General features: G+C 40.8%; 25 protein-coding genes and 1 tRNA gene. 11 read left to right on the top strand and 15 right to left on the bottom strand.

Annotated elements, in window-relative coordinates:
• Positions 1–14: 14 nt before the first annotated feature.
• Complete coding sequence (locus OC25_RS04530) at positions 15–272, top strand: hypothetical protein (RefSeq protein ID WP_039472241.1); 258 nt, start codon at positions 15–17, stop codon at positions 270–272.
• Between the two features lie 70 nt (positions 273–342).
• Here the strand turns inward: OC25_RS04530 and OC25_RS04525 are convergent, their stop codons facing one another.
• Genes OC25_RS04525 through OC25_RS04515 form a run of 3 tightly spaced genes read right to left on the bottom strand, consistent with a single transcriptional unit; the run spans position 343 to position 2856 of the window.
• Positions 343–693 carry a hypothetical protein gene (locus tag OC25_RS04525; protein ID WP_039472239.1) on the bottom strand — a complete coding sequence of 117 codons (351 nt, stop codon included), beginning with the start codon at positions 691–693 and terminating at the stop codon, positions 343–345.
• A gap of 31 nt (positions 694–724) precedes the next feature.
• Entirely contained in the window at positions 725–958 is a 234-nt protein-coding gene (locus OC25_RS04520) for a hypothetical protein (RefSeq protein WP_039472236.1), read from the bottom strand.
• 26 nt (positions 959–984) lie between these two features.
• A complete protein-coding gene (locus OC25_RS04515; protein WP_039472235.1) occupies positions 985–2856 on the bottom strand; it encodes a chloride channel protein in 1872 nt (623 codons plus the stop codon).
• 190 nt (positions 2857–3046) lie between these two features.
• On the opposite strand from OC25_RS04515, the gene OC25_RS04510 reads away from it, so the two are divergent.
• The 3 genes from OC25_RS04510 (at position 3047) to OC25_RS26735 (ending at position 7140) form a co-directional block, all read left to right on the top strand.
• Positions 3047–3748 (top strand): Crp/Fnr family transcriptional regulator, encoded by a 702-nt coding sequence (locus OC25_RS04510; protein WP_039472232.1) that lies wholly within the window; start codon positions 3047–3049, stop codon positions 3746–3748.
• A 175-nt stretch (positions 3749–3923) separates the two neighbouring features.
• Positions 3924–5450 carry a PAS domain S-box protein gene (locus OC25_RS04505; protein ID WP_039472230.1) on the top strand — a complete coding sequence of 509 codons (1527 nt, stop codon included), beginning with the start codon at positions 3924–3926 and terminating at the stop codon, positions 5448–5450.
• Positions 5451–6063: 613 nt separating this feature from the next.
• Positions 6064–7140, top strand: a complete 1077-nt coding sequence (locus OC25_RS26735; RefSeq protein ID WP_052265958.1) for an RICIN domain-containing protein — start codon at positions 6064–6066, stop codon at positions 7138–7140.
• Between the two features lie 119 nt (positions 7141–7259).
• Here OC25_RS26735 and OC25_RS04495 read toward each other — a convergent pair whose 3' ends face one another.
• Positions 7260–8912 (bottom strand): FAD-dependent oxidoreductase, encoded by a 1653-nt coding sequence (locus OC25_RS04495; RefSeq protein WP_039472228.1) that lies wholly within the window; start codon positions 8910–8912, stop codon positions 7260–7262.
• 170 nt (positions 8913–9082) lie between these two features.
• On the opposite strand from OC25_RS04495, the gene OC25_RS04490 reads away from it, so the two are divergent.
• Entirely contained in the window at positions 9083–9730 is a 648-nt protein-coding gene (locus OC25_RS04490; protein WP_167335360.1) for a class I SAM-dependent DNA methyltransferase, read from the top strand.
• A gap of 91 nt (positions 9731–9821) precedes the next feature.
• Positions 9822–10751, top strand: a complete 930-nt coding sequence (locus OC25_RS04485) for a pepsin/retropepsin-like aspartic protease family protein (RefSeq protein ID WP_039472226.1) — start codon at positions 9822–9824, stop codon at positions 10749–10751.
• 227 nt (positions 10752–10978) lie between these two features.
• On the opposite strand, the gene OC25_RS04480 is transcribed toward OC25_RS04485, so the two are convergent.
• Positions 10979–11407 carry a hypothetical protein gene (locus tag OC25_RS04480; protein ID WP_039472223.1) on the bottom strand — a complete coding sequence of 143 codons (429 nt, stop codon included), beginning with the start codon at positions 11405–11407 and terminating at the stop codon, positions 10979–10981.
• A 175-nt stretch (positions 11408–11582) separates the two neighbouring features.
• Here OC25_RS04480 and OC25_RS04475 point away from each other — a divergent pair, with 175 nt between their 5' ends.
• The 4 genes from OC25_RS04475 to OC25_RS04460 all read left to right on the top strand — a co-directional run bounded on the left by OC25_RS04475 (position 11583) and on the right by OC25_RS04460 (position 14429).
• On the top strand, positions 11583–12605 hold the full coding sequence (locus OC25_RS04475) for a sensor histidine kinase (protein WP_039472221.1): 1023 nt from the start codon (positions 11583–11585) through the stop codon (positions 12603–12605).
• The gene (locus tag OC25_RS04470; RefSeq protein ID WP_039472219.1) at positions 12605–13321 is read left to right on the top strand and encodes a LytR/AlgR family response regulator transcription factor; all 717 of its coding nucleotides are present in this window, start codon (positions 12605–12607) and stop codon (positions 13319–13321) included. Before OC25_RS04475 ends, OC25_RS04470 begins: the two co-directional genes overlap by 1 nt.
• A 162-nt stretch (positions 13322–13483) precedes the next feature.
• Positions 13484–13672, top strand: coding sequence for a hypothetical protein (locus OC25_RS04465; protein WP_039472218.1), 189 nt, complete (start codon positions 13484–13486; stop codon positions 13670–13672).
• 169 nt (positions 13673–13841) lie between these two features.
• Positions 13842–14429 carry a dihydrofolate reductase family protein gene (locus tag OC25_RS04460; protein WP_039472216.1) on the top strand — a complete coding sequence of 196 codons (588 nt, stop codon included), beginning with the start codon at positions 13842–13844 and terminating at the stop codon, positions 14427–14429.
• 76 nt (positions 14430–14505) lie between these two features.
• On the opposite strand, the gene OC25_RS04455 is transcribed toward OC25_RS04460, so the two are convergent.
• The 3 genes from OC25_RS04455 to OC25_RS04445 all read right to left on the bottom strand — a co-directional run bounded on the left by OC25_RS04455 (position 14506) and on the right by OC25_RS04445 (position 17122).
• Positions 14506–14913, bottom strand: coding sequence for a (R)-mandelonitrile lyase (locus tag OC25_RS04455; RefSeq protein WP_039472214.1), 408 nt, complete (start codon positions 14911–14913; stop codon positions 14506–14508).
• A 126-nt stretch (positions 14914–15039) separates the two neighbouring features.
• Complete coding sequence (locus OC25_RS04450) at positions 15040–15930, bottom strand: EamA family transporter (RefSeq protein ID WP_052265979.1); 891 nt, start codon at positions 15928–15930, stop codon at positions 15040–15042.
• Positions 15931–16165: 235 nt separating this feature from the next.
• Positions 16166–17122, bottom strand: coding sequence for an NAD-dependent epimerase/dehydratase family protein (locus OC25_RS04445; protein WP_039472608.1), 957 nt, complete (start codon positions 17120–17122; stop codon positions 16166–16168).
• Positions 17123–17446: 324 nt separating this feature from the next.
• On the opposite strand from OC25_RS04445, the gene OC25_RS04440 reads away from it, so the two are divergent.
• Complete coding sequence (locus OC25_RS04440) at positions 17447–17923, top strand: Lrp/AsnC family transcriptional regulator (RefSeq protein ID WP_039472210.1); 477 nt, start codon at positions 17447–17449, stop codon at positions 17921–17923.
• A 25-nt stretch (positions 17924–17948) separates the two neighbouring features.
• Here the strand turns inward: OC25_RS04440 and OC25_RS04435 are convergent, their stop codons facing one another.
• The 7 genes from OC25_RS04435 to OC25_RS04405 all read right to left on the bottom strand — a co-directional run bounded on the left by OC25_RS04435 (position 17949) and on the right by OC25_RS04405 (position 23544).
• On the bottom strand, positions 17949–18242 hold the full coding sequence (locus tag OC25_RS04435) for a hypothetical protein (RefSeq protein WP_039472209.1): 294 nt from the start codon (positions 18240–18242) through the stop codon (positions 17949–17951).
• Positions 18243–18439: 197 nt separating this feature from the next.
• Positions 18440–18853, bottom strand: a complete 414-nt coding sequence (locus OC25_RS04430; RefSeq protein WP_052265956.1) for a helix-turn-helix transcriptional regulator — start codon at positions 18851–18853, stop codon at positions 18440–18442.
• A 395-nt stretch (positions 18854–19248) separates the two neighbouring features.
• Positions 19249–19322 (bottom strand) — tRNA-Arg (locus OC25_RS04425).
• A gap of 198 nt (positions 19323–19520) precedes the next feature.
• Positions 19521–19748, bottom strand: coding sequence for a hypothetical protein (locus tag OC25_RS04420; RefSeq protein ID WP_039472207.1), 228 nt, complete (start codon positions 19746–19748; stop codon positions 19521–19523).
• Between the two features lie 277 nt (positions 19749–20025).
• The gene (uxuA, locus tag OC25_RS04415; protein WP_039472205.1) at positions 20026–21189 is read right to left on the bottom strand and encodes a mannonate dehydratase; all 1164 of its coding nucleotides are present in this window, start codon (positions 21187–21189) and stop codon (positions 20026–20028) included.
• Between the two features lie 46 nt (positions 21190–21235).
• Positions 21236–22060, bottom strand: a complete 825-nt coding sequence (locus OC25_RS04410) for an SDR family oxidoreductase (protein WP_082018508.1) — start codon at positions 22058–22060, stop codon at positions 21236–21238.
• A gap of 17 nt (positions 22061–22077) precedes the next feature.
• Positions 22078–23544: a glycoside hydrolase family 30 protein gene (locus tag OC25_RS04405; RefSeq protein WP_039472201.1), complete on the bottom strand. Its 1467-nt coding sequence runs from the start codon at positions 23542–23544 to the stop codon at positions 22078–22080.
• Between the last annotated feature and the right edge of the window lies 1 nt (position 23545).

Here is a 23545-nt window from a genome sequence, read left to right as displayed (position 1 = left end):
CAATACATATATAAATGGAAGAAAACGATTTTGTTGCCATCTGGCTGGAAGAAACCGGCAACCCTGCTATCGAACGCTTATCGCAGTTAAACCTCGCTGTTGCCGCAAAAGCTGCCGCTGCAATTGCCAATAATGAGCTAACTGAACAAGATCTGGCTATTGCCCTGGATGTTAATCCTGATGAAATTAAAAGATGGCTAACCGGCAGACATACCTTTAGCATGACCATCATTACCGAAATAGCAGCAAAGCTAGAGGTGCTTCCGGAGTAATCCGAAAACACCTTAACCAACGACGGGATAAATAAGCCTAAATAACTATGCGTAAATAAACAGGATTTAATTATCCTTTGGGTCCAAAAAGAAATGTTTTGGTAGCTTTAAGCATTTTCGAAAAGCTAACTAAAATTTCATCAACCGTCCAATAGCGTTGCTGTTCTGCATTTACCAGTTGAATACCCTTTAAACCAAAGGGCTTGGTAGTGATGGCCAAAACCTTCATTCGGGTTTCTTCGCCATCGTTGTAAACCGTACAAGGCAACTCCTCATCAATGTGATATTCAATATCAACCGGCCATGGACCACTTCCCCCCCAGGCAGCAGTATCAGTATCATCGGGACTAAACGTTAAGGTATATCCTTTGGCTTTGAGTTGCGCGATGGCCTCCTCAAGTGCATTATTTTCCGTTACCATGTAATTAAAAGGAAACTTAATGTTTTAACAATTAGGCTATCCTCGATTTTTTCTGTTGCCAGGTAGCGATATTAAAAATAACGCCCAATGCAATCAACAAACCACCAGTAAACTCAGGCCAGGCAAACGAACGGATGCCATTGATATTGATCGTCCAGGGGTGCGAATCTACCGGATTTACCGCATTTAAATGTCCGCCGGTTAATAATGCCGCAACCAGTAATACTAATCCACCAACCATCAGGTAATAACTTGTTTTTTTCATAACCTTTAATTAAATAACATTTACAATTAAACTCTTCTATCGGCCATCATTTTTTTCCCTTTCACAATCATCTTTTTCGCTTGCCTTTCCATCGAAAGGTTTCTACCCACACTACTCTCCTTTTCCTGGTTTACACTATAGGCCCTAACAATATCTTTATAGCTTAACAAACCTACGAATGATGTGCCATCTCTACCACTTACCACTGCAACAAAATCATTTCCGGAGGTATGCATCAACTCCAGTGCTTTTCTCACCGGTTCGTTTGCTTTAATCTGCTCATCTCCTGATTTGATTATAGCCGTAATACTGGCCATATCTTCTTTTACCCATTGGAAAATATCCAGTACGGAGATAGTACCCAAATAATCCCCTTCAGCATCGCGCACAGCATACTGGTTTTCTTTAGGCGGATTGGCCGCAAAATATTTCCGCACCTCGGCAATGGTATTGTACGAACTGATAAAAACAGGATTGCGATCCATCACCTCCGTAACGCGTAATTTTAACAGCAAATCCGGCTCATAACTATCTGGCGTATGAATCCCCCTGCGGGCAATTTTTTCGGTCATGATCGTATTTTTCATTAAAAACACCGAAATGAGGTAGGCACCAGAGCAGGCACCAAGCAAAGGCAAGAGTCCTTGTATCTGTTGGGTAGCCTCCAGTGCAAAAACAATACTGGTTAAATAAGCCCTCGAAGCACCGGCAAACATGGCCGACATGCCAACTAACGCAGACATTGGAATAATGATTGCTAATGATGGAAAAAGAGCATGCAAAAGATAACCCAATGCAGCGCCTGTTGCTCCACCAATGGTCATTAATGGAGCAAGCGTACCCCCAGAAGTTCCGCTGCCCAGCGCGATGGCCCAGGAAATAAATTTAAACAGACAAAGCGAAAGAATGACAGAAATGGAAAGCTGGCCGCTTAAAAGTGAGATGATATTATCGTAACCAACGCCAAGTGTGCGTGGGGCAAAATAACCCACCACGCCTACTGCAAGTCCGCCAATTGCAGGCCACCAGGTCCAGTGAAAAGGCAGGTGCTCAAAGGCATCTTCGATAAAATAAACCACTTTAGTAAGCCCCAGTGATGCGAGCCCTACCAGAATCCCGATGAGACTATAAATACCCAATGCCGCATTTGACGGTGCCGAAAGTACTGGCATGGGAAACACAGGCCCTGCTTCGAAAAGCAGATGGTGTCCTGCCGCTCCTGTAATACAGGCAAGTGCCACTGGTATAATTGCCCTCGGAGAAAATTCGAACAATAAGAGTTCGATGGCAAGAAATACAGCAGCCAGCGGTGTACCAAATATGGCCGACATACCCGCAGTTGCCCCGGCAGCAAGGATAATTTTACGTTCAACCGGGCTCACAGTAAACAACTGCCCAAGTGTAGAGCCCAATGCACCTCCGGTGGCTATAATTGGCCCCTCTGCACCAAATGGCCCACCCGTACCAATGGCAATAGCAGAAGAAACCGGTTTCAAAATGGCTATAGCTGGTTTTATTTTACTCTGATTGGTAAGTACCTGTTCCATGGCTTCGGGAATACCGTGCCCCCTAATCGCTTTTGAGCCATAAAATGCCATAAAACCAACTATTACCCCGCCAATAACGGGTACAATAATAACCAACAGACCAAGATGGTTATCAGCCGGACTATGGAAACTGAAATCGAACTGCTGGTAGAAAGAAATATTGGTTACCAGGTTAATTAGCGATACCAGCACTTTCGCGATTAAAGAAATTGCAATGGCAACACCAACTGAGAGCATGGATATCCATAACAGGCGCTTTTTAGAACTTTTTTCTTTGTTTTTACTTCTTTTAAACTTACCGAAAATACCCAGCGCCGGGGAAATTGGTATGATATTTTTTGTCTTATTCATTTTATTATTTGAGCATGAGACAAAAGTAAAAATAAAAAACCAGAAACATTGCATAAAATATATTTTAAACAATACTAAATTAGACAATAAAACATAAATAACACAATAAAATATATTTTAAGATATATTTAAAGATTTGGATTGCGAATAAATTAATAATTGTATTTTTGCCAGCAGCAACAACCTGAAGATGAAAGAAAGCAACAATACCTGCGACCTGAAAAGCTGTTACCTGTGCAGCCGAGTACTTACAGACTGGCTCCCTGCTGTTGCGCAACAGAAAAAAAACTTTCAAATAAAAAAAGGCGAGCAACTCTTTGTTGAAGGAGATCCCGTTCATGGAATCTTTTTTGTTTATTCGGGTACCATTAAAGTGCACAAAAAATGGGATAATGAGAAAGAACTGATTATCCGTTTTGCCCGCAAAGGCGATGTAATTGGTCACCTGGGGCTGGGTAAAAACCCGGTTTATCCGGTTTCGGCTACTGCGCTCGAAGAGGCAACGGTGTGTTATATTGACCTGCATTTTTTCAGATCGAGCTTACGCGTTAACCCTGATTTCACTTACCAGCTGATGGATTTCTTTGCTGCCGAATTACAGGAATCGCACGAGCGGATGCGTAATCTGGCCCACATGTCAGTAAAAGGCCGGATTGCCAACGCAATTTTAGCTTTACAGGCGCAATTTGGCACCGATGTTTCAGGCGCGATAGATTTGGATATCTCCCGTCAAGACGTAGCTTCTTATTCGGGTACCACCTACGAAACACTTTTCAAGATTTTTACTGAATTTAGCAAAAACGGTAAAATTTCGGCACAAGGCAAGCGGATCAGTATCCTTGATACACCTTTTTTACAGGAAACTGTAGCCGCAGATAACCAGAAAAATTAAACCGCAGATTAAAACAGGAAAATTATCGATTTTGGGTTTAAATAGCACTCAAAAGAGCCTTAAACAGTAGCAATTTCATTACAAAGCGGTAAAATCACGCGAATTTATACGGGCAATTACCAAAACAGAAAAGCTATCAGATAAATATTCCGATATTGTTTATTCATTATAAAACATGATAACGTCTAATGATATTGCCGAAGTAATAAATGAACTGGAAAAACTTGCATTAAATCTTAATCTTGATGAGGATAAATTGCAACGTTTAAATGCAGTACTCAAAATTGCTGAGGAAAAAAACGCCATACTTCATTCCATTAATCAATCTACTGATGATGCCATTATCAGCAAAAACCTTGATGGCATTATCACAAGTTGGAATAAGGCTGCATCACGTATTTTTGGTTACACTGCCGAAGAAATGATTGGTGTTTCGATCCTCACCCTTATTCCTGAAGATCGCCACTACGAAGAAACTGAAATCATTGCCAAGATGCAACGCGGCATCGCCATTAATCATTTCGAAACCAAGCGCAGGCGCAAAGATGACACATTGGTGGATGTATCGCTTACCATATCTCCTGTTCTGAATTCTAAGGGTGTAATTATTGGTGTATCTAAAATTGCACGTGATATTACCGATCGCCTATCGGCAGAGGTAAATAGTAAACGGTTAAGTGCGATTATCGAATCATCAGACGATGCCATTATCAGTAAAGACCTGAACAGTATTGTAACCAGCTGGAACGATTCGGCTGTACGCATATTTGGGTACAATGCCGAAGAAATGATTGGGCAATCGATTCTTAAGATCATTCCGAACGACCGGCATGATGAAGAGTCCAAAATCCTCTCACAACTTAGTCAGGGTATCAGGGTAGATCATTTCGAAACCATCAGACGCCGCAAAGATGGCAGGCTGATTGATGTATCGTTAACCATTTCGCCCATTAAAGATAGTGCAGGCCGGGTAATCGGGCTTTCAAAAATTGCCAGAGATATTACCGAAAGAAAGCAAGCCGATAAGAAAAAGGAAGAGTTTATAGGTTTGGTGAGCCATGAGTTAAAAACGCCTTTAACCTCACTCCGTTCGTATGTGCAGGTGGCGTTGTTTAAAGCCAGAAAGGAAGAAAACGATTTTATTGATAAAGCGCTTTCCAGAGCTGAACTGCAGACCAAAAAAATGGAGGCGATGATTAGAGATTTCCTGAATATCTCCCGAATGGAAGATGGACATTTAAAGTTAAACTTAAGCCAATTCGATTTATCAGCACTGATTAACAACTGTATATCAGATGCTTCTATAACCACTTCGAAACATCATTTCAACTATATCGGCGAACAAAATGCATTGGCCATTGGCGATGCAGAAAAAATTTCACTGGTGCTGATTAACCTGATCAGCAATGCGATAAAATATTCGCCTGATGGTGGAGAAATTACAGTAACTTGCGAAAGGCAGGATAACTACCTGACTGTTGCGGTGAAAGACCAGGGCATGGGTATTCCGAAAGAAGATCAAAAACTCCTGTTCAGGAAATTTTACCGGATACAGTCGGAAGAAACCAGAAGCATCAGCGGATTTGGAATTGGGCTTTACCTTGTTTACGCCATACTCGAACTCCACGGCAGCAGCATTGAGGTTAAAAGTACTGCAGGAGATGGATCAACATTTTGGTTTAAGCTTAAAACGGCTGAATAAGATTGGCTTGTTATTTACATCATTAAGAAATTAGTATGATTCATTCGATACTTTTTGCGTTCAACTTACATCTTACATCATCCCTCGGCTAAAATATTTTCATCATTAAGGAGTTAAGTACATTAAGTACTATTCTTTAATACCTGTTCTATTTCCAGTTTACATCTTCCCTATCATTTCCATCTTACCTTTTCTATTTTACAGGTATTTTCATCATTAAGCAATTAAGTACATTAAGTACTATTCTTTTATATCTGTACTATTTCCAGTTTACATCTTCCCTATCATTTCCATTTTACCGCTTTCATTGTAATTTATTTTCTTGTAGCGTAAAAAATAAGAGTTTGCCCCCTTATTTTGATCAGATTCCCCCTCTGCTGCGCATCTTTTTTGTAGTTAATTTGTTCGAACCAAGTATAATAAAAAATGCAAAACGAGATTAAGCACTTCTGGTGTTTCATTACTCTTGCACATAACAGAACAACTTAAACAGTCATTATAGCCTAATTGATAAGCACAGGAGGACATCGCTTTTATGGTGTGCACAGGCCTTCTATTAATTAACCAAATGAACATTTCCTGTGCAATGTTTAATCAATCCCTACTCAACATTATGAAAACTAAACCTTCTATCTTACGTTCAATCAGCGCAGTCATGCTCGGCATCCTCATGCTTTATAGTAGCTGTAAAAAAGACAAACTTTCAGATACCACAAGTACCGAATCGCTTTCGATAAAGGGAAAAATAGGTGCCATACCGCCCAATGAAGCACAACTTACCGTGGCAAACGGCACATTTTACATTGTAAACCGCAAAAGCGGAAAGGTACTTGATGTAGCCTCATTTCAAACCGCTGATGGTGCTAATGTAGCGCAATATGCCGGTACTGGCGGAACCAACCAAAAATGGACTTTAACTGCAGTTTCGGGCGGTTATTATTCGATTATTGGTGTACATAGTGCAAAAGCACTTCAGGTAGATCAGGCGGGTACTGCCGATGGCGATAATGTAAATATTTCGACCAATACCGGCGCCACCCACCAGCAATGGCAATTTACTTCCATTGGCAATGGTTACTACCGTATTATTAACCGCAACAGCGGCAAAGACCTTGATGTTGCCGGGCAATCGATAGATAACAGCGCCAATGTAGACCAATGGACTTATTGGGGAGGCGAAAACCAGCAATGGTCGTTACTTACGGTTAATGCCGGTGGTCAGTTAGGTTGGACACTTACCAGCACTGGCGTACCGGCCGATGTGCTAACCCGCATTACCAATGCCATGAACGACGCCTGCGCCAGGTATAATGCTGGTGCTAACTGGCCTGCGCGCACCCTTACTGTTGAATACAATACAGGTGTGGCAACAGCTGACGGGAGCACCAATGGAAATATACGTTTTGGAGCCAATAGCAGCTATCAAAACGTGCGTACAGCCATGCACGAAATTGCCCATACCTATGGTGTAGGCCTTAGTGGCGGATGGGGAACCAATACTTCGACCGGCGATTTTTTGGGTACTAATACGGTTGCTTTGGTTAAAATATTTGACGGCACCAGCGGCGCAATACATACCGGAGGCGGGCATTTTTGGCCTTATGGTTTAAACTACGATAACGAATGGAGCGAAACAAACGCATTCAGGCACGTAAAATTAGTTTATGCTATGCGCTCTGATGGTATGTAAAGGAACATAATTAAACCGACTATAATGAAATGTTTATCAAAACCCGGGGTGTTCATATTTGAGCATCCCGTGCTTTATTATAATCAAAAACACCTGAATAAATTAATGATCTACTAAATTTAATCGCCTAAAACCAAATGCTGTTTCTGGTTAAGCAGCATCTTTTTCAATACATTGTAATCGATATCCTGTACGGCATTTCCTCCATCTATGGCCAAAGCCGCTGCTGTAGCCGCCGATTCACCCAATATCATAAATACAGGTTCCATGCGCACCGAACCATAGGCAATGTGCGAAGCAGATAAACATACTGGAACCAAAAGATTCTGGCATTCTTGCTTACGCGGCACAATAGATTGATAGGCAATACTGTAAGGTTTTGGCGCTTTTACGCCGATATCGCCCTCATTCTGAACAAATCCATCGGCGGTAACATAACGCTGAACATTATGAGAATCGAGCGAATAAGATCCCATACCTATGGGGTTGGGCACAGCTTTTTTGCCCAGCACTTCATTCTCGGTCATTACAAAATCGCTAATCATTCGCCTGGCTTCGCGCACATAGAGCTGATAAGGCCAGTTGCCATTATCTTTAAACTCATCTTTGGCAAGCCCCCAGTTTTTTAATTTTATACTAATCTGCTGTGGCATACGCGGATCGTTCGCCATAAAATACATCAAGCCTTTCTGGTAATTTTCATGCGCTTTAATAATCTCTCTTCGCTTTTCGTACGAAGCTTCAGGGTAATCATAATTCATCCCTATAAAATCGGTACTAAAGGGGCCATGATTATTGGTATCTGTTTTACGGTTGGGAATAGGATCGTACTTATCAAAAAGCTCGTTCCAACCTGAATTGAAAACCCTGAGCAAGAGTTCATAATCTTTCGGATTGTAATGATCTGGCTTTGGAAAAGCCATCCTGTTTTCGGGTTTATCTGTTAAACACATGCGGTAACAATAGGCCTGAATTTTATTGTCGGCAGTACCATTCTTGCCAGGCTGTTCTATTGAAATACCAGTTAAAAGTCCACTGTTTTTATCGCCCGCAATACGGTAAGGATCTATTTTATTCTTAAAATGATGGCCATGCTGAAAAACAAGGGCCTGCACGCCGTTCCACTGTTCTGAATAAGTGCTGTTGGCCTCTCTACCTACATGATAACTTACTTTAGCTACTGCCATTAAATCACCTTCATAAGTGGCATCTATAAATATTTTTCCAGAGAATTTTTTACCCGATAAAGTTGTTAACCGGGTAATCTTTCCGCCTTTCATTTCTAATCCCGATTTTCTATTGAGCCACTCGTCGCGGTAGATTTTCAGGTGATTTTCTTTCACCATTTCTTCCATAATCTGCTCCGCAACATGGGGCTCAAAAATCCACATTGTACGTTCATTACCATCCATTGCCGGGGTGCCCTGCCCCTTATTGCCGTAAGCAGTCTGCGCCTGCCAGTTCCAGGCACTGGCTTTTTGATAATGCTGATAAACCCTGGCGTAAAATGTTCTGGCCAAACCTCCAATCACCGATTTATCGCCGGTATCGGTAAAGCCCAGTCCCGATGAAGAAAGCCCGCCCAGATGTTGATCTGGCGAAACAACCAATACGCTTTTACCCAGTTTTGCAGCCTGCACTGCCGCAATAACTCCTGCCGAAGTGCCCCCATAAACAATAATATCGGCTTTATATTCCTGCTTTTTCTGTTGTGCGAGAGCAAATAAGCTAAAATGAAGTGCAAATAAACCGGCTAAAAATTTTCTGATCATGAGCTGCTAAAAGATTATGTTTCGCTAAATGCCGAACGGATTATCGTTTGCATTTACTAAGGTTTAACGTTTTAGCTAAGATAGTAATCCAGATAATAAAAAACAGTTATCGTCCTATTTTTCATAACTTTATGCTAACGATTGGGAATCCGGGTACATTAAAAGCAATTATGATTAATGAACTTATGAAAACAGTAAAACCAGCTGAGGCTTTTAACAAATCGGCCAAAATATACCAGCAAAAGTTTATGGACGTAAGTTTGTATACTGAGCCTTTTCAGGTATTTTGTGATCATATACAAGCCAATAATCCCAGCATTTTAGATATCGCCTGCGGCCCCGGAAACATTACCCAATACTTACTTAATGAGCATCCCGATTACCGCATTTTAGGGATCGACCTTTCGCCAAATATGCTCGAACTTGCCCAAATTAACAATCCAACTGCTCAGTTTCAATTGATGGATTGCCGTGAGATCGGCAAAATTGAACAAAAATTTGATGGCATTACCTGCGGTTTTTGTCTCCCCTATTTAACTCCTGAAGAAGCTGCAGTACTGATTAATGACGCGGCTAAATTGTTAAAACCTGCAGGTATGTTTTATCTGAGCACCATGGAAGAAGATACCAATAATCAATCGCGATATCAAATATCGAGTACCGGCGACCGTGTTTATGTGCATTATCACCGGGAAGACTATTTAGCTCAGGCACTCAGCCAAAGTGGCTTCGAAACACTATGTGTAAAACGCTACAGTGCACCTGATCAAAATGGTGTAAACATTACCGATCTGGTATTGGTCTGTAAACTGAAATAACTGCTTCAAATGCCATCCTTTTTTATACAAGTTTAGCAAATGTTGCACTTGGCAACTGCCATCCATTCCTTTAAATGATTACATTAGCCAAATGAAAACGCTAATCAGTAAAAATACCCTGCAACTCCTTTTAACCTTATGTATTTGGGTTATTTACAGCAATCAGGTCATTGCACAATCCTCAGCAAAAACCTATAGCATTCCATTCAAATTAACCAGTCAGAACAATATTGCCATTAGTGCACTTATTAACGGTCAGGATACCGTTTCGCTCATGTTCCATACTGCGGCAAATTCGTTAACACTCACTACTGATGCCATTTCGAAGATGAAAAGCCTGCGTTTTGAAGGCGCCGATACAGTAAAAAGCTGGGGTGGTGGCGAAAATAGTTCGCGTTACAGTAAAAATAACCTGCTTCAAATCGGAAAAAAGAAATGGGATCATATTCCGCTATGGGAAAACCTGAATTCCGGTCCTGGAACGGGTGGCAAATTTGGCCCTGAACTTTTTGAAGGTCAGTTTATCGATATTGATTTTGACAAGAAAATCATGACCATCAGCAAAGATTTACCTGCAAAAGCAAAAGCTTATATCAAACTCGAAGCCGAATATAAAGACGATATGCTATTCATTAACGCCAGCTGTGAAATTGGCACCGAACAACTTAGCCTACCCTTTCTAATCCATTCGGGATATGCAGGAGCTGTGCTTTTTGATGACACCTTTACCAATAACAATCAGCTGGATCAAAAACTTAAAATCGTTAGCGAAAAAAACCTCAAAGATTCTTTCGGAAATGTGCTTACCGTAAAAAAAGCGGTATTACCTGCTTTGCTAATGGGTGAAAATAAACTAAATGAAGTACCGGCCGGATTTTTTAAAGGGGCAATTGGTCGTCAAAAGATGAGTATTATTGGAGGTGAACTACTTAAACGGTTTAATATTATAATCAGTGCTGACCGAAAGGCAGTTTATCTTAAGCCCAATAGTCTTTTCAGCTTACCCTATCCGGCAAGCTAAGCGACAATGGATGAGCTATAAAAAACCGCTCCAGTGAAAATTCACTGGAGCAGACAGAATTTGTTTCAATCGAGTGAGGCGATTGTGTTTCAAAGATAGTGGCTCATTGCTTATTTCAAACGCTTGTAGTTACATTGTGACTCATAATGTATAAACAAACACAACTTTATACAGCTGTTTGTAGAGGCAATGTGCATACTTATACATAAGCTGTTACCCGATATTTTTTATTTCAGGCTAATCATGGCCAGCATCTCTCCTTTTTCGAGTTCACGCGCAGTATAATACAGACTGAGTTTGTTTTTTCCACTTTTCTTTTCGGCCTGGCGCAATTCTTTCACCAAAATGGTCATCTGGCCTTCATTGCTAAAGCTCCACTGGTGCAAAGTAGTACCGCTTTGGTCTTTAAGTGCGAGGCCACGACCAGTGCCTGTACCGTTATCCAGGCGGCAGTGCTTGTAAACAATGCGCAACTGATCCGTTTCTTTAGCCTGATCTAAATTCAATACCCTTAAATTTAGTGGTTGGTTAATGTACTGTTTCAGCACCGATTTGTTATTGAGAAAAATCTCATAACCATCAAGTCCAAACCTGGTGGTAAAACTTAAACTTCCCAGTGTTACAACCAGGAAAGCACAAACTAATAACTTTTTCATATTGTTTATTTTTTTGATTTAGTACCAAGTTAGCGCTTCAGCAAATACAGCTAAAAAATAGTAGAGTAACAACCAATCTAATCGACAAGCGTATTTTTATGCGTATCTTCCTCTATTATTTATGTCGTTTGTCGACATTTCTTTGTTGACCCGGCCTTTTTAAGTTCCTTTGACCATGAGCAGATTTTTCAACAAAAAAACACTGATTTACACCGCTTACTGGATATTGGTAACCGGCTTTTTTCTTTACGAGAAAAAATATCTGCTCTATAAAGCCAACATGCCCTACTTTTTGGCTTGTGTAAGTGTTCGGGTAATCTTACTGATGGTGATTGCTTACCTTAATTTACACATTTTTTTACCGAAATATCTCATAAAAAAGAGATATGGGGCCTATGCAGCCTCCATTTTACTTTCGGTTATGGCCTACCTCGTTATCCAAAGTTTGTACGATTGGTATTTATACGGCTACATTGTTGGCCCGCTTTACCGAAGCAACATTTACGAATCGCTTTACTACAATTTTTTCAGTACTTTATGGTATCTGGGGCTTATGCTTTCGCTTAAACTGAGTATCGATTGGTATAGTCAGCAGTTATTGATCCAACGCATTACGGTTGAAAAGCTTAACGCCGAAGTAGATTTCTTACGGGCCCAGGTAAACCCGCATTTCCTGTTCAATATCCTCAATAATCTTTACGCCCTCACCCTTAAAAAATCGGAACAGGCGCCTGATGTGGTACTGAAGCTATCATCGATGATGGAATACATGCTGTACGATAGCAATGATGATAAAGTATTGCTGGACAAAGAACTGGAATATTTGCAAAATTATGTAGCATTGGAACGCTTGCGTTTTGGCAATGAAGCGGTGATAACATTTAATATTGCCAACGTGCCATCGGGATTAACCATTGCTCCACTCCTCTTATTACCTGTGGTAGAAAACGCTTTTAAACACGGGTTGAGCAGACAAACAGCCGATAGCGAGCTAAATATTGATATAGCATTTAATGATCTAGTTTTAACTGTAAAGGTAGAAAACACCAGGCCGCTTGCGCCTGCAGAACCCTTAAAAGGTGGCATTGGACTGAGCAACCTACGCAAACGCCTCGCATTGCTGTATAGGGGCAAACATGATTTACAACTAAAGGACGAGCCAGGCCGTTTTAGTGCCTTATTAATAATTGAACTGTAATGGAAACGCTGTTAAATGTTGCTGTAATTGACGATGAACCATTAGCCCGGGAGGTATTGGAAGGTTATTTAAAAAGGCTATCTGGCATAGGACAAATTTTGCTTTTCCCCAATGCGATGGCGGCTTTAGCGGGATTAAAAGATAGCGGAATCCAGCTTTTGCTCCTGGATATAGAAATGCCTGAAATGAGCGGAATAGAATTTCTGAAAAGATTAGCTGAACCACCACTGACCATTTTTACCACCGCTTACCGCAACTATGCTTTTGAAGGTTATGAATTGGGTGTGATCGATTTTTTATTAAAACCCATTACCTTTAACCGCTTTGAACAAGCCATAACTAAAGCCCGGGAGCTTCTGGCGCTTAAAGAACACAGCCATCTGGAAGAAAACCAGGCCAATATCGACGATTTTATTTTCGTTAAAAGCGGGGTGCAACGCATCAAACTCCAATTCAGCGAAGTAAGCCATATTCAGGGTTTGAAAGATTATGCCATCATTCATACGCCGGCAAAAAAAATCCTGCTTAAAGGATCAATCAAAGCCATGCAAGACCTTTTTCCGGCCGACCGTTTTTTACGTGTGCACAAATCTTTTATCATTAACCTGCAAAAAGTGCAGCAACTCGATCGAAACAGTATTTTTTTAAATGGTCAGCAGGTGCCCATAGGCCGTAACTTTCGCGAAGAACTGGAGAAATTTATTAAAGCGCATTAAAATAAAGACCCGGATATATCAAAGTTAATTTATTAATCCTTTGTGTAGCTGAAAAAATAAACAGGTCATAATCAGCTTCCTCAATCTTTTCCACAGCCTGTTTATAAATTATTTTTTTTTGGTAATTCGCCGCAGCTTACCTTAGCTTTTAAATCTATCATTATGGACGCAATCACTACAGTAGAGCAATATCGTAAGGTTCTTTTAAGGATTAATATGCTGATGAACAAAGGCAGTCAGCGCATTAGCTGCGAAGAAATGTCAGAAATCAGAATCCTTCGCGCCCAGGCATCTGAATACGAGCGCGTACGTTATGATTTTAGTCTTGTTGCCGCCACTGACGAAAACTAAATCACTTTAAAATCACGGCTATTGCTAAGATTAAAGGCCGAAGATACTTTGCCTGATTACGTATATTGTCCATCTAACTTGTCGCATCCGCCCATTAAACTTGTCACAATTGTAGTGGTTAAGCCTGCATTTTTATTCCGAAATTTATATTCAACAAAAAGCAGAACTTATGAGAAAAATAATTGTGCTGGCCATGATGAGCCTCGATGGTGTAATACAGTGCCCGGGAGGACAGGAAGAAGATACCTCAAATGGTTTTAAATATGGCGGCTGGGCCATGGGCTACAATGATGAGATCAGTGGTGCCGAAGTTAAGAAGGAACTTGAGCAACCGGCAGCTTATCTTTTGGGCCGAAAAACATTCGATATCTGGGAAAATTACTGGCCCGAACATGGCGATTTCTGGCCGGGTATCAATAGCGGTACTAAATATGTACTCAGTACAACCCGAAAAAAAACAAACTGGGAAAATACCGAGTTTATCGAAAGCCTCGAAGACATCAGCAAAATTAAAAATTCTATGGGTGCCGATATTCAGATTTGGGGTAGCAGCAAACTTGTACAGTTACTGTTTAAGCATAATCTGGTTGATGAAATACACCTGAAAATATACCCTTTAATGCTCGGTGAAGGCAAAAAACTCTTTGATAATGGTGCATTTCCTGCAGAATTTACATTAACCGAAAGTAAAACCACTACTAAAGGCATTATTCTGGCCAATTACAACAAAACAGCATCACCTTTAACCATATCCTAGCTTTTAGTTATTCAGCAATACTGCACAATCGATTCTATCTCTTCATGTGTCGAGATAGAACCGGTTATTTTTATTATTATCCTCCAATTTGTCCGTTATACTGTTCATCGGTAACCTTTTCCAGCCAATCAACCACTTTTCCGTCCAGGTTTTCCTGAATGGCAATATGTGTCATTCCCATGTTAGCCGATGCGCCGTGCCAATGCTTTTCGTTTGCTTCAAACCAAACTACGTCGCCGGGATAGATGGTTTCTACAGGCCCTCCCTCACGCTGAACCCAGCCACAACCCGCAGTAACGATTAAGGTCTGCCCCAGCGGATGTGTATGCCAGGCAGTTCTTGCTCCAGGCTCAAAGGTTACGCTTGCTGCAACAGCCCGCCTCGAACTGTTGGCGTCAAATAACGAATCGACCCTTACCGCTCCCGTAAACCAATCTTCAGGTCCTTTAACGGAGGCCTTCGACCCTATCCTAGTAATTTCCATTTTCCTTATTTTTATTATTTAAGACAATAATCTGCGATAAGATTAGCTAAAATTAAGGGTTTATGAGCAGAATGTATCTTTTAAATGGTTATTTCAGCTAATTAAAAAGGTAATATAGCGCTTTCCTTATACTGCTGAAATCTCTTCTGTAGCCGTTTTAGCCCTCGAAAATACGATGCTTACCAAAACGCCGCCAACAATTAACAATACACCAAGTAGCAAGGCAAAAGTTAGTTTTTCGCCGAAGAGCATTACACTAATGATTACGGCTACCACAGGCTCAAGCGCGCCCAGTATAGCCGTTGGTGTAGAACCAATATAACCGATGGCATATACCAGTGTAGTAATGGAAACAACAGAAGTAATGAGCCCGAAAAGCGTAATATGCAACAGGATATGTAAATCGGGTATTGCCAGCGATTCTCTGCCAAGCACCGACTTGATCAGGTAATATAGAGCCGAAAAAAGTAAGGAGTAAAAAGTTGTTTTAATCCCTGAAGCCTTAATATTCGATTTATTTACCGTTACGATATAAAGTGCATAGGCAAGTGCACTGCCAAGCGCCAGTGCAAGTCCGTTAAAATTAATGCTGGCGGTTGAGGCACCGCTTAACACATATATACCTGAAAGGGTTATAGCCATCGAAATAACCATGATGGCGCTTATCCTTTCCCTGAAAAAAATAGCCATAATTATGGCTACAATAACCGGAAATACAAACAAAATGGTGGAAGCAATTCCGGCCGATAAGCGGTCATAAGCCAGAAAAAGTAAATCGGAACTGAGGCTAAACAATATACCAAGCGCCAAAAACACCCCTATTTCTTTCGTTTTTAACTTCAAATGTTCTTTTTTATACCGCAACAGGATGAGCATGATGCCTGCCGAAATGAAAAACCTGTAGAAAAGGGTTACATCCATCGAAAAGTGAATGGCTTTTAACGGCAGGATAAAAAGTGGTATTAAACCATAGGTTACTGCCGAAATCAGCGCGCATACATATCCTTTTATCTTCACAGCATCCATAACATTTAACGACTAAAAATTTAAACCGCGCAAAGGTACTGCTTTTCCTGTTCTTCATTTGTGAAAGCTGTAAAAAAACAAAAAGCGATTGTTACCATCCGGAAACAACCGCTTATTAACTAAAACCTATTTCAGTCACCTTAAATGACTTACAAAAAAACAAATAGGGTTCTTCCCTAGATACTAACCCTGTCGGGTTAATTATTTTTAATACCTTTTTGCCACATTAATTTGCCTGTAGTACCAAAAGGTTCTCCAGCATTTCGGTAGTCATTGCTTTTAAATCGTAAGCAGGTTTCCAGCCCCAGTCTTTTCTTGCGGCGCTGTCATCAATGCTTGATGGCCAGCTATCGGCAATGGCCTGGCGGAAATCGGGTGCATAATTTACTACAAACTCAGGTACCTGGCTTTTAATTTCTGCCGCCAATTCCTGAGGGGTAAAACTTAAAGCACCCAGGTTGTAAGCCGTACGGATGTGAACATTTTCTGCCGGTGCATCCATCAACTGAAGCGTAGCATGAATGGCATCTTCCATAAACATCATTGGCAATGCTGTTTCTTCGCTCAAAAAGCAGGTGTAAGGCTTACCTTGTACTGCATGGTGGAAAATATCAACCGCATAATCGGTAGTACCACCACCCGGAGCACCCGTATAGCTAATTAGCCCGGGGTAACGCAAACTGCGCACATCCAAACCGTGTTTTTCGAAATAATATTTACACCAATGCTCACCTGCAGCCTTACTGATTCCGTACACAGTAGATGGCTCGGTAACACCTTGCTGAGGGCAGTTAATTTTCTCTGAGTCTGGGCCGAAAATGGCAATACTGCTTGGCCAGAATACTTTGTTCACTTTGTGTTTTACTGACAAATCCAACACACTCAGTAAACTGTTCATATTAAGATCCCAGGCCAATGTTGGATTGCTTTCGCCTTTAGCAGAAAGCACTGCTGCAAGGTGGTAAATCTGGGTTATTTGCTGATCAACAATTAAAGCTTCGAGGGCCTGCGCATCTAAAACATTAAGTTTAACATAAGGAGCAGTTTCGGCCGGCAAACTTTCTTGCGGATGAATATCTGCAGCAATCACGTTATCATGTCCGTTTTTTTCTCTCAGGGCAACCAACAACTCTTTCCCAATCTGCCCACAGGCTCCGATCACCAATATTGTTTCTTTATTCATATATTTTTTTGAAATTACAGGTGTGCATATCTGATTATAAATCTGCTGCAAGCCTGTTTATTTTATTTTTTGACAACGCAAATTTGGAAAGACCGGAAGAGAAATCCTTGTGATTGATTTTAGTTCGAAGATTATTCGAGAAGTGACATTAAAAGCCAAACATAATTTTGAGCCCAGATATGCGCTAAAGCGAATTCCAAATAATGTTTCCGGAATTGGGAGTTAAAAATAAACTTATTATGTTTGCAATGCCGGAAGCTCAAACCGGCAAATCAATTTACCTGATTATTTACCGCAAATTAAATAGCTAAGAAGACCTGCGCCATGCACGACGATATTTTGGATAAGCTGGATTATGAGATTTTATCGCTGCTGCAAACGCAAGGCGATTTAAACTATAAAGAACTCGCCTATAAGCTCCACAAATCGCCAAGCACCATATTTGAGCGCATTAACCGCATGCGCGAACGTGGTTTTATAGCCGGTAACATTACCATCATTAACCGCGAAAAGTTTAAAGAACTATTGGTTTCTTATACCCATGTAACCCTTCGCGACCATAGCAGCAATGCCCTTACCAATTTCCAGGAAAAAGTAGCTGTATTTCCGCAGGTGCTCGAATGCTACCATACCACCGGCGATTACGATTTTCTGCTTAAAATTGTGGTTAGAGATATGCAGGAATACACCCGTTTTATTACCCGCGACCTGATGACGCAGGAAAATGTACTCAAATCACACAGTAGTTTTGTGGTAAACGAAGTTAAACGCGATTTAGCCTATCCGCTTGAATCGAGGTAGTTAGCCTGGCTTCCCTAAAAAAATATTATTTCTTTAGGAACTTAAAAACAAGTTGTTCCCATTCTTTTTCGAGAGATTGTTCCGGAAACACCTGCCCTGCTTTTCTATACCAGTAACCTGCGTTAAACTGGTCGCCCTCTTTGCGGTGCAAATAAGCGTGCACATGGGCCGATTCGGAATCGTTTAGCTGGTCAATTAGTCCATGGGCTTTATCCCAGTTGCCTTTCCCATCGTACCACAATGCTTTAAGCTGAACTGTAAAACCAACATCGGGTTTTTCGTTGGTTAAACTACGCTTAAAATCTGCTATCGTTTCCATTTAAATCTCTGTTTGGATATTTACGCAAATTGCATAAAAATTATTAATCCAAAGCAAAATAAAGCTTCAACAAAGGTATCCGGTACCATTGTAAATATGGTAAAATCTGGTCATTAGATCAACTCATGCTGTGCCACACAACAACACTAATATTCAACGACAAGATTGCTACCCGGATAACAGCATATTTTGAAGGACTAAATCATCGTCCTTTCATTACCAAACAAGAGTCGTTTTCTAAGCTCGACATGGTCAGCCTGATCTTTTGCAGACAGCAAATCATTATACTTTTCGAGCAAGCTGATATACTTATTCATCCAGAAATGTACTGCATTGGCATTCGAATGATCTGGTTTAACCTGATCAATTGCCTGGCCTTTAAGCTGGCCGGATAAGGGTACGGGGAAAGCATCTGGAAAATCGATAGAAAGATCCTGTCCTAATAATCTGCCCACCTGCCAGATAATCTCCTGATCAATCCGTTCCTGGGCAAACCAGTTGTAAATAGTCCTGCGACTTACTTTAAGTTTTCTTGAAAGTTCGCTAATTCCCATGCGGTCTCTACGTACCAGGCGCTCGAGAATTTCTCCTTGTTTCAAATGTGTTGTCATTGAGCTAATTAATTTTTAGAAAAAAAGTAATTAAATCAAATTGGGGACGACCGACGTGCCTAAGTTAGCCATAATATATAAAGTGGCACAGCAAGTATCATCTTTTTGACAAAAGACTAGTTTTCAAAACCTTAGGTTGTAAAAAAAGTATATAAACTCCTCGCGATAGCTTTCCTTTTACTGTGTGATAAAACCTAATTAGCATGGATTTAAATCGATTTTGTATTCAGATCAGCAACAAGAAAAGCGCTGATTAATCAAGAATCCGATCTTCCAGTTACCGGAGAAATCTATTTATGCGAATGAAGAAAAATAGGTTAAGGTTTAAATCAAGATCATTAAGGAGAAAATTATGGGCAATAAAAAAGGGAAGATTTTTCAATCTTCCCTTTAAGTACCCCGGAAGGGATTCGAACCCCTGACCCACGGTTTAGAAAACCGTTGCTCTATCCAACTGAGCTACCGAGGCTCATTTTTTAATGAGCTGCAAATATAGGAGTTCTATTGAATAAGTAAAAATATATTTTAAACTATTTGGAAGGCTGTTTTCAGTTTTGAAATAAGTATTTAAAATAGAAGCAATTAAAATTAATTTCAGCACTTAAAAAATATCTTACCCTCACCTTAAACTGTATTTTTTGTTGGTTATTTCAACAAAAAGGAGCCTTTAAGCGTCTTCCCCATTCCAGATATCATCATCGGCCTGCCTCAATTCGTCGTGACTGTAGCTGGCCGGATCATCATGGTGGTAATTTCTTTCCGGATTTTCCGGTAAGGCATTATCGTGGTCAAGGGGTACTTTACGCAAATGCTCGGGCTTTTTAACCTCAGGTAAATCATCATGAATAACTGAGGGCTTTAAGATGGTTTTTAGGGGATGATTGCTATTTTCCATGGTTAAAGGTAATCAAATTTCAGGCCATAACGCTTACCATATAAGTCATGTTAGAACATTTAAGGTATATTTTTCTTTTACTACATAAGACATATCAGCACATTTAAGCTCATGTTTCTTATATGGTTATTATAGGGCATACTAATAACATTTAACCATATAAGTCATATCAGCAAATCCATGCTTACAAGGCCTTATATTTCTTATATGGTTAATTCTAAGCATAAGCAAAAAATGCGCACAATTAAATACTGTGCGCATTAGTTTTTTATGTTTGCTAGTAATTGCCGGTTACCCCGATTTCCAAACCTCTTAGTTCTGCAAGCCCCCTGAGGCGGCCAATGGCAGAATAACCCGGGTTGGTTACCTTAGCTAAATCATCAAGCATCTGGTGCCCGTGATCGGGACGGAAAGGAATGGCCACTTCGCGGGTTGCATTTTCTTCTGTCAGGGCTTTCATAATTTCATACATGTTTACATCGCCACCTAAATGATCGGCCTCGTAGAAACTGCCATCTTCATCTTTGGTCACATTACGCAAATGCGCAAAATAAACCCTTTCCTTAACCGCATTGAAAATTTCTAAAGCATTATTATCAACACCAGCGCCTAGCGAACCAGTACAGAAACAAACGCCGTTAAAAGGCTGGTCTACTTCTTTAATGATATAATTAAAATCCTCCAGTGTACTGGCAATTCGCGGCAATCCTAAAATCGGGTAAGGCGGATCATCGGGGTGGATGGTCATTTTAATACCTTCTTCGGTACATACTTCAGCAATTGATGAAAGGAAAAACTTTAAATTTTCTTTCAAGCCCTGCGTACCAATGGCTTTATATTCATTAATGCTCTCGCGCAGGGTTTCGAGTTCGATCTCTTTCTCATTCGGAATACCCATCAATACATTAATACGCAAATCGATCAATTCCTGCTCGTTAAGCGTAGCATATTTATCTTTGGCCCTTGTTAAAATTGAAGCAGAATAATCGGCCTCTGCTCCTTCGCGCTTTAAAATGTAAAGGTCGAAAATTGCCAAATCAATCCAGTTAAAATACAGGGCTTTTGATCCATCGGTCATTTCGAGATCCAGTTGCGTACGGGTCCAATCGAGTACCGGCATAAAATTATAGCATACGGTTTTAAGTCCGCATGCGGCTAAATTGCGTAACGAAGTTTTATAATTTTCGATATATTGACCTGCATCTGCTCTGCGGGTTTTAATGGCTTCGTGTACAGGCACACTTTCTACCACCGACCAGGTTAAACCAGCGGCTTCGATAATGGCTTTTCTTTCTTTAATATCTTCCAGCGGCCATACTTCGCCGTGGGCAATGTGATGTAATGCAGATACAATACCTGTTGCACCTGCCTGTTTAACATCCTGTAAGCTAACCGGATCATTTGGTCCGTACCAACGCCAGGTTTGTTCTAATTTTTTCATTATATATGATTACACTGATTTATAAGATTATACCGATTTTTGGTTTTTAAACGCCAGAAAAAGCACTGAATCCCCCGTCTATTTTAATATTTTCGCCGTTTACAAATTTCGAGGCATCGCTAAGCAAATATACCAGGCCACCAATTAATTCATCGGGCTCACCGAAACGTTTAAATGGTGTTTTAGCGATAATGGCATGCCCTCTTGCGGTTAGAGATCCATCCGGATTGGTTAGCAAAGCCCGGTTTTGGTGGGTAATAAAAAAGCCGGGTACCAGCGCGTTCATTCTGATTTTATCGCCATAACGGTTGGCCAGTTCTACAGCCATCCATTTGGTATAACTTTCTATAGATGATTTAGCCAGCGAATAACCCAAAACGCGGGTAATGGCCTGCACAGCTGAAGCCGAAGAAATATTAACAATACTTCCGCCATTTTTGGCAATTTCTTTACCGAAAACCTGGGTTGGCAAAATGGTGCCAAATAAATTTAAGTCGAAAGCTTGTTTTAGGGCAGTAACATTCAAATCGAATATATCGCTACCAGGTTGTATAACAGCCTCGGCCACATTGCCTCCTGCTGCATTTACCAAACCATCTATACGGCCATAAGTTTCCATAATCCGGGTATTGGCAGCTACCAAATCCTCTTCGTTCAATACGTCAGCTATGATATAAATTGCTTTTCCACCGGCATTAACTACCTCTTCAGTCCTGAGTTTGGCAATTTCTTCGTTTCTGCCGAGCACTATAATGCTTGCACCGGCATTATTCAATCCGTTAACAAAAGCCTCTCCTAAAACGCCTGTGGCACCTGTAACTACTACAACCTTGTTTTTTAGGGAAAAGGGGCTTTCCACTTCTTTCATCATTTGTTTAGTTTTTTAGTTTATTCTACTACTAATGTGGTTATGGAGTGCGGCAGACTTGTTGTGGTTGCAGCCTCGCCTTTAATCCATAAACTGTATTTTAATTTATCGTCCGTTTGATTCATTACGACCACAACCAGCTTTCCATCGGTATTTAAGAAAGCGGTGGTTTGCAGTTTATCGCGGCTGGAAGCCGATCCTATTCTTTTAGCGCCCGGGCGGATAAATTTAGAAAAATGTCCCATATAATAGTAGGCATTTGTATAAATCAATTTATCGTTTTTGGTATCGGCGTGTACGGGTGCAAAACAGAAATTTCCTACATGATTGGGGCCTCCTTTTTCATCTAAAAGAATGTTCCAATCTGTCCAGGCGGCTGTTCCGGAGTTGAAATCGTTAATCATCGAGTAACCATAACGCTCGCCTAAAGTCCAGTCGTCGAGTTTATTTACATCGTATTTCTCTTTACAACCCTCGGTAAAAATCAAAGCTTTATCGGGATAGGCTTCATGGGTTTGTTTTACGTTTCCAAACTGCATAGCGCTACCTGTCCAGGTTTCGTACCAGTGAAAACCAATACCCCAAACGTATTTAGCAGCATCTTTATCGTTTAAAATGGTGCTGGCGCGCTGAAAAATCTGATCGCGGTTATGGTCCCAGGCAATGAGCTTTTTAGCACCTAAGCCCGATTTTTGAAGTGTTGGTCCCAAAAAGTTTTTGATAAAATCGCGTTCTTCCTCAGCAGTAAACAGGCATGATTCCCATTTTTGTTTGGCCATAGGCTCATTTTGTACACTTAAACCCCAGATGGGAATGCCCATCCCCTCGTAAGTTTTAATAAACTTTACGTAGTGGTTGGCCCAGCTTTGGCGAAATGCCGGCAATAAATGACCACCTTGAAGTAAACTGTTATTATCTTTCATCCAGGCGGGCGGCGACCACGGACTCACAAACAAAGGCAGTTTGCCTCCGGCAGCTGTAATAGCCTGTTTAATTAAGGGGATTTTATAATCCTGATCGTGCGCCACACTAAAGGTTTTCAAATCTTTATCATTATCCTGCACATAGGTATAACTTCCGCTGGAGAAATCGCAACTGGCAATATTGGTACGGGCCAAAGTATAACCAATGCCTTTATTTGGGTTATAATACGCCTGAAGCAGTTCCTGCTGATTCTTTTTAGAGAGTTTGGCAAATGTTTCGGCTGAGGCATCGGTCAGTGCGCCGCCAATCCCTATCAGGCTTTGGTATTTTATGGTTGGATCGATAAAAATGCAAGGCTCTGTTTCAAAAGGCTGCTTATTGGCTACGAAATTTAGCGTTTCGGTTTTGCTGATGCGGTATTCAGTTTTTTCGGCAGTGGTGAAAACCGTTACTTTTTTATTGGCAACACTGTAAACGGCTGCCGGTTTAACTGTTTTTTTGTTTTGAGCAGCAACATTAAATGCTGTAGCTAATATTAACAGGAGGCTTAAATTATGTTTCATC

Source organism: Pedobacter kyungheensis (assembly GCF_000812965.1).
GTDB classification, from domain to species: domain Bacteria; phylum Bacteroidota; class Bacteroidia; order Sphingobacteriales; family Sphingobacteriaceae; genus Pedobacter; species Pedobacter kyungheensis.
The sequence above is the reverse complement of the archived record's forward strand: the minus strand, read 5'-3'. Positions and strand labels throughout refer to the sequence as shown.